The sequence below is a fragment of the Pseudomonas fluorescens group sp. genome (genome assembly GCF_020093335.1).
GTDB lineage: Bacteria > Pseudomonadota > Gammaproteobacteria > Pseudomonadales > Pseudomonadaceae > Aquipseudomonas > Aquipseudomonas petroselini.
In genome coordinates, this window is record NZ_JAIOKW010000001.1 from 385,088 (window position 1) to 397,621 (window position 12,534).

The window sequence follows — 12,534 nt, forward strand, 5'->3', positions numbered from 1 at the left end:
TATGGATGCAAAAAATCAATTTTATTTGTTTATTCCGGGCTGATTTTTTTGGCCTCTTGCGCCGATTGAAGACAAGGCACGTGCCCGGGGCCAAATCTCCCAGGCGCTTGACAGTTTCTGTAGTGACCAATATAGAATAACCCTCAGCGTGCATTCGCCGAGCGCGTTTGCAGGTTCGCTTGAGGGGGACATTTTTGAAACATCGCCTGATCTGGAGGAACTATGCACTCAGTTTTTATCGTCGGTGGTTCGGGTAAAGTGGCCCGAAGCCTTGCTCGACAACTGGCAGACCGAGGCCATCAACCACATTCGTTATACCGTCATGCGGAACAGGCCGAGGGACTCGAAGCACTCGGCGCCATCCCCGTGGCGGGTAACTTGCTTGACCTCGACACAGAGGCTCTGGCCAAGCTGATGGCGGGCAGTGATACCGTGGTATTCGCGGCGGGTGCCGGCGGCAAAGGCGGCGAGCAGATGACGGATGCCATCGACGGTCACGGCCTTGAGCTGTCCGTAGCCGCGGCTGAGTTGGCGGGCATTCAGCGCTTTATTCTTGTGTCGGCGTTTCCAGAGGCATCGCGTGGCAAATCGGTTTCCGAGACCTTCGAAAACTACATGGCCGTGAAAAAACGCGCCGATGTGCACTTGGCCGCAAGCGATCTAGATTGGGTCATTCTGCGCCCCGGCACCTTGCTGGACTCACCCGGCAGTGGCAAGGTCCACGCTGGCCTGGCTATCCCCTATGGCGACGTGCCGCGCGACGATGTCGCCGCAGCCTTGTTGCAGATCATCGAACAGCCCGGCGTCAGTCGCGTCATTATCGAACTGACCCAAGGCAGCACACCGGTCAACGAGGCTATCCAGAGTTTTGTGCCGAATAGCACTCAAGCATGAACGAACCCACAACATTCAAGCTGCTACTGGTCGGCGCAAGCGGGCTGGTTGGCAGCCATGTACTGGATCTGGCCCTGTCGGATCCGCGCGTCGGCAAGGTCTACGCGCCAACACGCAAGACTTTGGCGGCGCACCCTAAACTCATCGCCACGCCCATCGATTTTGATCACTTGGACGAACAGGCTGATCGCTGGCAAGCAGATGCTGTGATCTGCACGCTGGGTACCACGCTTAAAACAGCTGGCTCCAGGGCAGCCTTCGAGCGAGTCGACCACACCTATCCATTGGCAGTGGCCAGGCTCGCACGCGCGCATGGAACGCCGACCTACGTGCTCAATTCGGCTATCGGCGCAGATGCGGGATCTTCGTTTTTCTATAACCAGGTCAAAGGCCGCCTGGAACAGGATCTGGCGAGGGTGGGGTTTGAATCGCTGACGTATGTGCGGCCGGGTGTCATCGGAGGCAAGCGTGAGGAGGTGCGCCATGCCGAGCGTGCACTGATCCGGATGCTCAAACTTGCATCGCCGCTGTTACCTGAACGCTGGCGTCTCAATCCCCCGGCGCTGATTGCGCGGGCATTGCTTGAAGCCGCGATCAGTCAGGAGCCTGGCATTCATGTGGTGCCATCGAGCAGCATGACCAAGCCTGCCGATCGACACTAAGCCAACAAGCGTCGGCTCATATCAAGCGCAGCGTCAAAAGGCTCACGTGTTTTGTTGACTTTGACCAGCAACGAGGCGCCCAACCACATCTGGTAAAGCGCTTCAGCCAGTATTGCTGAATCAACGGATGCTCTTATGGAGCCATCCGCTTTACCCTGCTCAACACAACGACTCATCCGCTCGATGATCAGGGCGGTACCCTTCTCAAGCACACCGCGCATGTTTTCGGACAGGTCGCACACTTCCGCACCCAATTTGACTACCAGGCATTTTTGATCGGTGTGATCAAACGCCTGAGTCTCGGCCCAATAGCGTAGATAGATCAGCAGACGTTCAGCGCCGGAGCCCTCACTGGCCAGTTGCACATCGACCCTGGTGAGGTACTCCTCAAAGTACTCTTCGAGCAGCGCTTGGCCAAACTCATCCTTGGATCGGAAGTAGTGGTAGAACGACCCTTTCGGTACACCCGCGGCCGTGAGCAACTCGGTAAGGCCGACGGCGGTGTAACCTTTTTGGGTCATCAGCGACCTGGCGACATCGATGATGTGCTGGCGCATATCTTGGACAGGTTTCTTCATAATGCGGCGCATGCTAGCAAAAAAAACGCTCAAGCGGCAGGCGCCTGGTGCAGCGCCTGCCGCTTGTACACCTGTGCCGCAAGCAGATTTACGCAACGCTTGAGCCACAAAAATATAAATGTATTTACCCGCGAAACATAATTATTATTTGTGGATGATAAAAGAACTGAAAACACTTATCGCCGTGGCGAGAGAAGGTACGTTTGCCGCTGCCGGCAGCAAAATCGGCCTAACCCAAGCCGCCGTCAGCGCCCAAATGCAGCGCCTTGAGGCAGAGCTAGGTGTGGAGTTGTTCGACCGTATTGGACGCTCCGCCCAACTCAACCAAATGGGTCGACAGGTTTTGCTGCAGGGCCAGGAACTGGTACGTCAGTTCAAGGATCTGGGCACGACACCAGTGGGCCTTCCCGCCAATGTTTTGGTGACCATTGGCGCGATTGCCTCGGTTCAGCGCTCCTTCTTACCTGAAGCCTTGGCAGAATTTCACCAACGATCCCCACAGTGCAGGACGAGAGTCCTTCCCGGGCTGTCAATGGAATTGGTAAACCAGGTCGATTCAGGTGAAATCGATATGGCGGCGATTATCCGTCCACCCTTCTCTCTTCACAGCGATCTACGCTGGACAACTCTGGCGCGCGAACCGTATCGGCTGATTGTCCCGATTGATATGCCAGGCGAGGATTGGGCTGAGTTGGTATCAACCCAACCCTTTATCCGCTATGACCGTTCATCCTTCGGCGGACGTCAAGTCGATCGATTTCTACGACAAACTCATTTTTCTTTACATGAAGTCTGCGAACTCGATGAGCTGGATGCAATCGTCAAACTGGTTGCAAACGGTGTCGGAGTCGCTCTGGTACCAGAAACGGCCACCCATGAAGAATGGCCTCCGCAGATACGTGCAATCGATCTGAAACAACGTACATTCCATCGCGATATTGGTTTGGTGCACCGCGCACGCCGCGGCCTAACTGATCCAGTGAAACTACTGGCTCAACTGATTATCGAGCATGCAGTGAAAAAGAACTAGATGAGTGCTGACGCGTACTTCGTGAAGTTCATCTTTGATTTCAACCTCGTACTTCAGCACGGCCCTTACTCGTTAAGGCGTCTCATGCGTTTGGAAAACCTTGCTAACAACCGTCCACTTGCCCTCTACTTTCAGCAGATGGAAGAAGTCGGTGAAAGAGAGGCCGGACATGCCGGTGGCGTCAATGCGAGCACTCGCGGCATTACCGACGATTTCAATACGAGTAATAGCAGCTTGCGCATCCGGAGATGGGCGGAAACCCTTGTCAATCCCCTCGAACAGGATTGGAATCGCCCCGCCTTCCAGCTTGCCATCGGCGCCGACGCTGTACATCGTCGCATGTTCATTGAAAGCGGGTTTCATGATACTGCTCTTGGCCTGTTTGCAACCTTCAATATACGTATTAAGCACCTTAGTGATAGCTTGATAGTCTTCTAGATATGTAGCTTTGCTGACTGTTTTACTACTGACTACTTGCGGACTGCTCGGTGAGTTGTCTGCGTGAGCCAGCGCGCCAATACTCGAAATCAAGCCGACAAAAAACAACTGTTTAATCGATATAATTTTCATGTAGTCGCTCTTCACAAGGAGTGTAATTATTGAAATATGCTCAACCGCAAAGCCCCAGTAGACGCTCATGGAATCTGCTGTGCGCAGGCAGCCGCGCAATGAGATGACGATATGTTTTCAATGACGAAGCCCGCAGTTTCACCGTGACCTGCGGGTTCTTTGTTTTTGAAATTACTTGCTCAGGTTGATCTTGAGTTCCTGAGAAGCCTGCGCAATCGCGCTGCGCGGCGTCGGCAGATGGCTGGAGCCATTCGATAGACCGAAATCGTGAATCATGCCGTTGTAGCGAACCGTCTTCACAGGCACACCCGCAGCGTCGAGCTTGCGGCCGTAAGCTTCAGCTTCATCGCGCAGGACATCGAATTCGGCTGTCTGGATCAGCGTCGGCGGCAAGCCCTTCAACTGCTCGGTCGTGGCCTGCAGTGGAGAAGCGTAAATCTGTTGGCGTGTCTCGGCGTCGGGTGCGTAATTGTCCCAGAACCACGCCATCATGTCCTTCGTCAGGAAATAGCCGTTGGCAAACTCCTTGTACGACGGCGTGTCAAAATTGGAATCTGTCACTGGGCACAGCAACACTTGCGAGCGCAGTGCAGGTCCACCCTTCTCGTTCGCCATCAGGGCAACTACGGCGGCAATGTTCCCGCCAGCACTATTGCCGGCTACGGCGAGGCGAGTGCCGTCTACCTTGATGTCTTTGCCATGTTCGGCGACCCATTTTGTCGCGGCATAGGCTTGCTCGGTGGCGACGCCATATGCCGCCTCTGGCGAGAGGCTGTAGTTGACGAAGACCGCCACCGCACCCGAGCCTACCACCAGGTCACGCACCAGTCGTTCGTGGGTCGGGAAGTCGCCCAACACCCAGCCGCCGCCATGGAAATACATGAACGCGGGCAGCGTCTTCTGTTGGCTACCGACCGGGCGCACGATGGTCAACTTCAGATCGCTGCCGTTGACGCGGATCGTCTTCTCACTGACATCAGCTGCCGGCAAGGCCGCTTGAGGGGCAGCCTGGGCGCCCGCCAGCGCGGCACGGGCATCGACCGGCTTCATGGAATCGAGCGTCGGCACACCTTCAAGCGATTGCAAGAGTTTCGCCGTGTTGTGCTCAACTCCCGGGTATGTGGTGGCGGAGGCACTACCCGGCGCAAGAGTAACGACCGTAAAAGCGAGAGCGGAAGTAAGGGTTTTCATGACGGTTCCATTTGTATGGCTGAGTGCCGGGAAGCAATCAGCTACAGCAGACTCAAGGACGACAGAGGTTCAAGCCGCGACGTGGGTGTGAAAGATCTTGCTGACGACCGTCCACTTGCCATCGACTTTCAGCAGATGGAAAAAGTCGGTGAAAGAAATGCCTGACATGTCGTTGGCGTCGATGCGCGCGCTAGCCGCCGTACCGACAATCTCAATGCGGACGATAGCTGCCGGTGCATCTGGAGAGGGGCGAAAACCCTCATCAATCCCCTTGAACAGGATTGGAATTGCGCCACCGGCCAGCTTACCGTCGCCATCGACGCTAAACATGGTCGCTTGCTCATTGAAAGCAGGCTTCATGAGGCTGCTTTTTGCTTGCTTGCAGCCCTCGATGTACTGGTTCAGCACCTCGGTGATGGCGTGGTATTCGTGTACGTAAGTAGGTTTGCTCATGGTTAACTCCTGCTTCATAGGATTGAGGATTAGCGCGCCGCAGCGGCGCGCGTTCGACGTGGACATGTTCAGGCTTTGGTATCAAGCCATACAGAGCCGTAACGCGTGTAGGCAGCAGGAATCTCAATGATTTCTTTCAAATCATCTGCTGCAGTGCGCACCCAGAACGGATCACGCAGCATTTGCCGGCCGACAAACACCAAGTCAGCTCGGCCGTTTTGCAGGATGTCTTCGGCCTGACGCCCACTCTGGATGACACCCACCGCACCCGTGGCAATATGCAATTCTTTGCGCAGCAACTCAGCGGCCGGGACTTGGTAACCAGGATAGGTCTGCACCTTGATCATCTTGATCCCGCCGGAGCTGCAGTCGATCAGATCGACGCCCTGCTCTTTCATCCAGCGACCGTATTCAAGGAACGACTCGGGGGTATTCCCGCCTTCGGCGTAATCAGAGCTGGAGATACGAACAAACAGAGGGCGATCGCCCCAATGGGTTTTGACTTCCTCCAGCACTTCGCGCAGGAAGCGATAGCGACGCTTGGCATCACCGCCATATTCGTCGTCGCGGGTATTGGCGAGTGGTGAGAGGAACTCACTCAGCAAATAACCATGTGCGGCATGGATCTCAAGCACATCAAAGCCCGCTTCACTGGCACGTCGTGCGGCATCGCCGTAGAGCTTTACCAACCCCGGAATTTCCTCAGCCGCGATTGCGCGAGGCACGGGGCTGGTTTCCGTGAACGGGATAGCCGATGGCGCGATGTGAATGAGATTGGGCAGGTCAGCGTTGCGCCCCGCATGGCCGATCTGAGCACCGGCTTTTGCACCAAAGCTGTGAAGCAGTTCGGTCAGCGCTTTCAAGCCGACGATGTGTGCGTCGCTCCAGATACCGAGGTCACCGGCCCCGATACGACCGTCGGCGTGGACTGCCAACGTTTCCGGGAAAATCAGCCCCGCCTGGCCCAAGGCGCGAGCACCGTAATGCACCCGATGCCAGTCAGTGACAAAGCCATCATCTGCAGCCATGTGCATGCACATGGGCGACATGACCACGCGGTTTTTCAGTTTAAGGCCTTTGATTTCATGAGGGGACAGCAGCAAACTCATCTAACTAATTCCATAGTGATCGATATGGAATAATGATAATGTGCACATCCGATTCGCGTAAGTACGCACATTTTTGTGCTGTAGGTACATTTTTTATACCAAGGAGATCCCTTTGAAGAAATGCACCCCACAGAGTGAAGTTGAAGCGTTTGCCTGTCCTGTCGCCTTTACGGTGGATGTCATCGGCGGCAAATGGAAATCGCTCATACTGTTCCATCTGATGTCAGGAACGAAGCGGTTCAACGAATTGCGTCGCCTGATGCCAGATGTGACCCAGAGAATGCTCACACTACAACTCAGAGAGCTGGAGACAGATAAGGTTATCCATCGCGAAATCTATCGAGAGGTCCCGCCCAAGGTCGAGTATTCCCTAACAGCATTAGGCAACACGCTTGCCCCACTGATCAGCGCGATGCGGGAGTGGGGAGCGGTGCATGAGCATGCAATCCTGGCATTCAGGCGCGCTGAGATTGATGCAAATTCATTTGAATCGCTCGCCTAACTTTAGATTCTTGTCAGGCAGGCGAACGCCTCAGCGCAGGATAAGGAACTAGCACTGGGGCGTGGGCTCTGGTGGATCTCGATCCACCTGGATGACCACCCCCTTACCGAGTGCTTCTGGCCAAATGCTCGTAAGCCAGACGAGCGGATTGACCCGCTACTTGGCGATGGACGTGACGCCCCTCCCCCTGGGATCAGATACGGGTTCAGGCACGCCGTGCTCAACGCGGATTGCCTGAATATCACCGTTGAAGCCCTGGTTAGCCAGGTAGTAGCCAGCGACGTCAAGGTCCGCCGCCAGTTGCCCGGAAATCGGCGCGTAGGGCTCCCAGAAGATCGTGTTGGCAGGCAGCAACTGGTGGTGAAAGCGCATCGCACCCACCGCGTCTTTTAGCCCTAGGTGGAAGTCATACACGTTACTGACAACTTGGAAGATAGACGTAAAAATCCGCGAGCCACCCGGTGTACCAATGACCAGGGCGACCTTGCCGTCCTTCAGGAAAATCGTCGGAGTCATCGAAGACAATGGCCGCTTTCCGGGTTCGATAGCATTGGTATCAGTACCCACGACACCCATCTGATTGGGCACCCCAGCCAGTGCCGAAAAGTCATCCATCTCGTCATTGAGCAAAATACCGGTTTTTTCTGCGACCACACCGGAGCCGAAAAAGCCATTGAGCGTGTAGGTGTTGGAAACGGCATTGCCCCATTTATCGACGATTGAGAAGTGCGTGGTCTGGGGTTTTTCCGGCGATTCAATATTCAGGCCGGCGACAACCTTATTGGTGTCCGAAGGGACCGACAAATTGACCTGCGACGCCCGGCCCGCCAGGTAGTGCTCGTCGATCAACTCATGCACCGGCACCGTGTAAAAATCCGGATCGCCCAGGTACTGCGCCCGATCGGCAAACACCCGCTTCTCGATCTCCGCCACCAGGTGCATATAGCGCGCGGAATTGAGCGGCACGCCCTGGAAATCCTCGCGGCGCATCTCTTTCATCTTCAACAGTTGCACCAGCGCGACCCCGCCGGAGCTGGGCGGTGGAGCGGTGACAATCTGGAAGCCATTCCAGTTGGCTTGTATGGGATCTCGCCACACGGCTTTGTAGTCGGCCAGGTCCTGCGTGCTGATCAGCCCGCCATTGGCACTCATATCGGTCACGATCAACGCAGCGGTTTTACCGGCGTAGAATCCTTTAGGACCTTGCGCGGCGATGCGTCGGAGTACCGCCTCAAGTTCGGGCTGCTTGAAGGTGGTACCGGCCTGCAGCTTGCCGAAATGTTCAGCGAAGTTGGTTTTACCGGCGAAACGTTTTTCGTTTTCGCTCGTAGCGATACTGGCCAGTGCGTCATCGACGACGAAGCCGTGGTGCGCATAACCAATGGCCGGCTCGATAAGCTGCGCCCATTTGAGCCTGCCAAAGCGCTTGTGCGCCTCCCACAGACCGGCGACCGTCCCCGGCACACCCACCGACCGGTGGCCGATCACACTGCCTTGCGGTTGGTCGGCAGCAATCACTTTTTTACCCGAGCTGTCGACGAACATGTCTCGCGTCGCTTTCAGCGGCGCACGCTCGCGGTAATCGAGAAAGTAGGGTTTGCCCTTGTAATAAACGGTCATGAAACCGCCGCCGCCGATATTCCCGGCTTCGGGGTAGGTCACGGCCAGGGAAAAGGCAACAGCGACGGCCGCATCCACGGCACTCCCGCCTTTGGCAAAGATTGCGTTGGCGGTGTTCGCAGCGATTTGGTCAGGTACGGCCACCGCAGAGTGCGTCAACGCAGTGCGTGGGCTGGCGATTGCCGGTTGATAGATACCCATAAATAGCAACACCATCCACAGTGCGACGCAGCGACGCGTCCGATAGAACACTGATTTCTTGCACATAGACCACCTGTTTTTTTTATAAATAATGGCAGCACAGTGGCAACTAACAGGGCGCGATTCGTTATCTGAACCGAGCACCCCAGCGCCTGAAAAGAATGAATGCGCAACATCTTCTTATTGGTTTATCAGTCAAAAAAAGAGCCCTCGACGCGGTTAACGTGGAAGGCTCTTGTGTGTCACTGATTAAGCGTTCTGTTCGCCCCCTACAGCGCTTTTTCGCTCCAAGGGTGCTTTCTCCCACTTGGCGATAACCAGGGGTGCAATTGCATTACCCAGCACGTTCAAGGTGGTAGTGCCGCTGTCGATGATCCGGAAGATCCCGGCAATCAACGCGACCCCTTCCAGCGGCAGCCCGGCAGATGCCAAGGTGGCCGACAGAATGATGATGGCAAACCCAGGTACACCCGCAGCGCCCTTGGACGTCAGCACCATCGTGACCACCAGCAAAATCTGCTGAGTCAGTGACAGGTCGATGCCATAGAGCTGGGCAATGAAGATCGTCGCCACCCCGAGGAAGATCGAAGCACCGTCCAGGTTAAACGCATAACCCACCGGCACCACGAAGCTGACGATGCGCCGAGGCACGCCATAGGCCTCCAGTTTGGTCATCAACTGCGGCATGACCGCCGCAGAGGCTGCACTGGAGAAGGCCAGGATCAGCTCATCGCGGAAGTACTTGATCAACTTGAAGACGTTTTCGCCGATCAAGTAGCAAATACCGCCAAGCATCACCAGCGCAAAGGTAATCAGCGCCAGGTACACCACGCCGATCAGCTTGAGCAACGGTAGCAACGAGGCAAATCCGAAGGTCGCCACCGTGGCCCCGATCATGCCGAATACACCAATCGGTGCATAGGCCATGACAAACGACACGACTTTGAACATGGCGTCGGAGAAACCCTGCACTACCGCAATGACCGGTGCGCTTTTCTCTTTAGGCAACGTGTTCAAGGCCATACCCAGCAGCACGGCAAAGAACAACACCGACAGCAACTTCGCTTCCGACATCGCGACAATCACGTTATCGGGCACGATGTTTTGCAGGATGATCAGCGCGCCTTTCGACGGCTCCATATGCACGGCTGCCGCATTGTGGGCGATACCCGCGATTTCGGTACCTTTACCCGGCTCGAAAAGGTTGGCGAAGCACAAGCCGAGCACGATGGCGAGGCTGGTGATTGCAAAGAAGTAGATCAACGACTTTGCGCCCATGCGCCCGAACGATTTGTTATCACCGCCCCCGGCAATGCCGAGGATCATGCAGCAGAAAACAATCGGCACGACGACCATCTTCATCATCTTGATGAAGATATCACCGAGCGGTTTAAGGATCTCGGTACTGACCCACACTTGATTTTCCGGGTGGGTATTGAAATACCAACCCACGAGCACGCCAAGCAACAGCCCGGCAACGATTTGCCAAACTAAGGGGATACGTTTCATGTCTAGCCTTTTTGTTGGAATGAAAGGACTGCGTGACGGCAGTAGCTAGATTCATGAGCTTCCAGCTCATTTATGTTTTCTGGAGCACGCTTTAACGTGCTCCAGATTTTTATTATTTTGCGAAGAGCTGGCTCATATCCTTGAACGCTTTGAACTCAAGCGCGTTGCCGCACGGGTCGAACAGGAACATGGTGGCTTGCTCGCCGACTTGGCCTTTAAAGCGAATGTAAGGTTCGATAACAAACTTGGTACCGAAGGATTTCAAACGCTCGGCCAGTGCTTCCCATTGAGCCCATTCCAGAATGATGCCGAAGTGCGGAACCGGTACGTCGTGGCCGTCTACCGGGTTGCTGTGCACGCTTTCCTGAGAAGCAGTTTTCGGGTGTTCATGGATGACCAACTGGTGGCCGTAGAAATCGAAATCTACCCACTGCTCGCTTGAGCGGCCTTCGGCAAGGCCGAATACCTCACCGTAAAAGGTGCGCGTAGCTGCCAGGTCATACACAGGGATTGCGAGGTGGAAAGGAGAAAGACTCATCAGGACTCCGATAACAATTTTTATTGGTTTGTGGTGCCGGACACCGTGGTCGCTGCCCGACGTTTTTTGAAGGTGGATTTATGCTAAAGCCGAACCAACCTAAAAAAAATCAATATAAATTTTTCACAAACACAATTTTATTTTGTTAATTGGGGATCTCTTTTTACTGCTCCCAGGCCGCCTGAATCGCATGGGTAATTTGATCGACAAACACCCTTGTCTTCGTCGGAACCAATCGCCCCGGGGGCATCACGGCATAGATCCCACCCGGTGCCGGGCCTTCCCATTGCCTCAATATTTGTACAAGCGTGCCATCGCGCACCGCCGCCCCGGCCTGCCAATCAGGCGTCAGAATGGTCCCTGCGCCCTCCACAGCAGCCTGTAAAAGCGCCTCCGAATATCGGAGATCAGCGGCACCGTCTCAATGCTGATTCCGTGTCTAGGCGCCTGGTGGCGATGGACACGCGGATCGATCCCCCTGGCAACCGCGTATTGCAACATCGCGCAGAGCATGAGCATCTCGCGAGCCAATTTCTGGATAGATGCAGAGAGACAGACCCGAAAAGTCCGCTTAGGGATATCAACTCAGAACCCTCTTCCGAGCGACCACGGATTTGCCCCATTCGGGTTGCTCATCCAGTATATGGAGGCGCACTGAATACCAGCCACGGCCACCCAGGTCCGTGTCGGCAAACGCCGTTCGCGATCGCTCGTACGCCCGGTGTGAATGGGGGCATAACTGGGGGCATAATTCGTTTTTTTCAGGCTGTAACTACCGCCCTAGAGCCCAGTAAAAATGTTTTTTGGCGATCCTGAGAGTCTTTAGGCGTTGTCGGGCAGGCTGTTGGTCTGATCAGCCTTTCTACAAACCATGGAGCCCCATTCACCTGCAGCCTGAGCAGCTGGTTGTGCCGCTTTGCGTAACGGACACGCAGCGATCAATCAATGGATGGCTCAGTTTTTATCAAGAAAAAATCTTCTCGAAACAGACGCTTAAGCTCACCCCGGCGTTTTGAGAACAGTGAGAAGTTACTTGCCACATCCTGGATATTCTCTGTGACCGTTACAAGATAGCCCTTATTAAGCTTTTCAATAGGAAAGCCTGCTGCAGCAATCCGCTCAAAATCGACCTCTTCAGCGAACTCATCGCCGTAGAACATGGCCCAACCTATATTCGGCACGTCCGGGTTCAAAGCTGACTTGAATGAGCCGATCTGAAAACTATTATTTTTCTCATGAGGGCCGAGTTCGGGTTCACTGAAAAGGTGCAGCATTCCAAGTTGAGGAGGAAAAATTTCACACCATGTTTTGAAGAGTGAATACCAATCGACTCTCTCGCTACTGGCCGAGCGATAGCTGATTGCGCCTGGAACCACCTGCCCCCGGGCGTTGCGCGCAGTATGAACAACGCTCCCAGAGCCTTTAACCTTTTTTTTTCTCCGCCAGGCAAAGTCTTGGTAGAAGTCCGACAATGCGCCATTAATCCGTATGGCCGCCTTGGACGCCCAGCACGCCTCACTCGCGGCCATGCCCATGAAAGACTCCACGAACTTATCCGCGTTGTGCGACACCTGCTCTGGAACCAGTACGCCCCCATCCCGGCTTAACGACGCAATGAACGCCTCTCCAACTCCCCATCCAATAGTTTCAGACTTCGTCCTGATTGCGATCTGCACG

The 12,534-nt window shown here is 55.1% G+C and carries 14 protein-coding genes; 4 read left to right on the forward strand and 10 right to left on the reverse strand.

What is annotated here, in order from left to right; all coding sequences use genetic code 11:
* Window positions 1-222: 222 nt before the first annotated feature.
* Complete coding sequence (locus tag K7431_RS01890) at window positions 223-894, forward strand: NAD(P)-binding oxidoreductase (RefSeq protein WP_010656565.1); 672 nt, start codon at window positions 223-225, stop codon at window positions 892-894.
* On the forward strand, window positions 891-1,556 hold the full coding sequence (locus K7431_RS01895; RefSeq protein WP_012724344.1) for an NAD-dependent epimerase/dehydratase family protein: 666 nt from the start codon (window positions 891-893) through the stop codon (window positions 1,554-1,556). The genes K7431_RS01890 and K7431_RS01895 overlap by 4 nt, the downstream gene beginning before the upstream one ends.
* On the opposite strand, the gene K7431_RS01900 is transcribed toward K7431_RS01895, so the two are convergent.
* Complete coding sequence (locus tag K7431_RS01900) at window positions 1,553-2,134, reverse strand: TetR/AcrR family transcriptional regulator (RefSeq protein WP_029612645.1); 582 nt, start codon at window positions 2,132-2,134, stop codon at window positions 1,553-1,555. The genes K7431_RS01895 and K7431_RS01900 overlap by 4 nt on opposite strands.
* A 154-nt stretch (window positions 2,135-2,288) precedes the next feature.
* On the opposite strand from K7431_RS01900, the gene K7431_RS01905 reads away from it, so the two are divergent.
* Window positions 2,289-3,164 (forward strand): LysR family transcriptional regulator, encoded by an 876-nt coding sequence (locus K7431_RS01905; protein ID WP_010656568.1) that lies wholly within the window; start codon window positions 2,289-2,291, stop codon window positions 3,162-3,164.
* A gap of 72 nt (window positions 3,165-3,236) precedes the next feature.
* Here the strand turns inward: K7431_RS01905 and K7431_RS01910 are convergent, their stop codons facing one another.
* From K7431_RS01910 to namA, 4 genes are all read right to left on the reverse strand, one after another.
* Window positions 3,237-3,695 (reverse strand): nuclear transport factor 2 family protein, encoded by a 459-nt coding sequence (locus tag K7431_RS01910; RefSeq protein ID WP_012724346.1) that lies wholly within the window; start codon window positions 3,693-3,695, stop codon window positions 3,237-3,239.
* A gap of 210 nt (window positions 3,696-3,905) precedes the next feature.
* Window positions 3,906-4,925 carry an alpha/beta hydrolase gene (locus tag K7431_RS01915; protein ID WP_012724347.1) on the reverse strand — a complete coding sequence of 340 codons (1,020 nt, stop codon included), beginning with the start codon at window positions 4,923-4,925 and terminating at the stop codon, window positions 3,906-3,908.
* A gap of 69 nt (window positions 4,926-4,994) precedes the next feature.
* Entirely contained in the window at window positions 4,995-5,378 is a 384-nt protein-coding gene (locus K7431_RS01920; RefSeq protein ID WP_012724348.1) for a nuclear transport factor 2 family protein, read from the reverse strand.
* A 68-nt stretch (window positions 5,379-5,446) separates the two neighbouring features.
* Window positions 5,447-6,487, reverse strand: coding sequence for an NADPH dehydrogenase NamA (namA, locus tag K7431_RS01925; protein ID WP_012724349.1), 1,041 nt, complete (start codon window positions 6,485-6,487; stop codon window positions 5,447-5,449).
* Between the two features lie 112 nt (window positions 6,488-6,599).
* Between namA and K7431_RS01930 the strand changes: the two genes are divergently transcribed.
* Window positions 6,600-6,989 (forward strand): winged helix-turn-helix transcriptional regulator, encoded by a 390-nt coding sequence (locus K7431_RS01930; RefSeq protein ID WP_012724350.1) that lies wholly within the window; start codon window positions 6,600-6,602, stop codon window positions 6,987-6,989.
* Window positions 6,990-7,145: 156 nt separating this feature from the next.
* On the opposite strand, the gene ggt is transcribed toward K7431_RS01930, so the two are convergent.
* From ggt to K7431_RS01955, 5 genes are all read right to left on the reverse strand, one after another.
* Complete coding sequence (gene ggt, locus K7431_RS01935) at window positions 7,146-8,810, reverse strand: gamma-glutamyltransferase (protein ID WP_224265894.1); 1,665 nt, start codon at window positions 8,808-8,810, stop codon at window positions 7,146-7,148.
* Window positions 8,811-9,059: 249 nt separating this feature from the next.
* Complete coding sequence (locus K7431_RS01940) at window positions 9,060-10,319, reverse strand: cation:dicarboxylate symporter family transporter (RefSeq protein WP_012724352.1); 1,260 nt, start codon at window positions 10,317-10,319, stop codon at window positions 9,060-9,062.
* Window positions 10,320-10,431: 112 nt separating this feature from the next.
* On the reverse strand, window positions 10,432-10,857 hold the full coding sequence (locus tag K7431_RS01945) for a VOC family protein (RefSeq protein ID WP_010656575.1): 426 nt from the start codon (window positions 10,855-10,857) through the stop codon (window positions 10,432-10,434).
* A gap of 163 nt (window positions 10,858-11,020) precedes the next feature.
* On the reverse strand, window positions 11,021-11,230 hold the full coding sequence (locus K7431_RS01950; RefSeq protein WP_029612650.1) for a hypothetical protein: 210 nt from the start codon (window positions 11,228-11,230) through the stop codon (window positions 11,021-11,023).
* A gap of 565 nt (window positions 11,231-11,795) precedes the next feature.
* A complete protein-coding gene (locus tag K7431_RS01955; protein WP_224265895.1) occupies window positions 11,796-12,533 on the reverse strand; it encodes a hypothetical protein in 738 nt (245 codons plus the stop codon).
* Window position 12,534 lies beyond the last annotated feature (1 nt).

What these genes read in the sequence shown, in the direction of transcription:
- K7431_RS01915 (WP_012724347.1), bottom strand. Translation starts at nt 4,925, where the DNA reads ATGAAAACCCTTACTTCCGCTCTCGCTTTTACGGTCGTTACTCTTGCG.
- K7431_RS01920 (WP_012724348.1), bottom strand. Translation starts at nt 5,378, where the DNA reads ATGAGCAAACCTACTTACGTACACGAATACCACGCCATCACCGAGGTG.
- K7431_RS01945 (WP_010656575.1), bottom strand. Translation starts at nt 10,857, where the DNA reads ATGAGTCTTTCTCCTTTCCACCTCGCAATCCCTGTGTATGACCTGGCA.
- K7431_RS01900 (WP_029612645.1), bottom strand. Translation starts at nt 2,134, where the DNA reads ATGAAGAAACCTGTCCAAGATATGCGCCAGCACATCATCGATGTCGCC.
- namA (WP_012724349.1), bottom strand. Translation starts at nt 6,487, where the DNA reads ATGAGTTTGCTGCTGTCCCCTCATGAAATCAAAGGCCTTAAACTGAAA.
- K7431_RS01940 (WP_012724352.1), bottom strand. Translation starts at nt 10,319, where the DNA reads ATGAAACGTATCCCCTTAGTTTGGCAAATCGTTGCCGGGCTGTTGCTT.
- K7431_RS01905 (WP_010656568.1), top strand. Translation starts at nt 2,289, where the DNA reads ATGATAAAAGAACTGAAAACACTTATCGCCGTGGCGAGAGAAGGTACG.
- ggt (WP_224265894.1), bottom strand. Translation starts at nt 8,810, where the DNA reads ATGGGTATCTATCAACCGGCAATCGCCAGCCCACGCACTGCGTTGACG.
- K7431_RS01895 (WP_012724344.1), top strand. Translation starts at nt 891, where the DNA reads ATGAACGAACCCACAACATTCAAGCTGCTACTGGTCGGCGCAAGCGGG.
- K7431_RS01890 (WP_010656565.1), top strand. Translation starts at nt 223, where the DNA reads ATGCACTCAGTTTTTATCGTCGGTGGTTCGGGTAAAGTGGCCCGAAGC.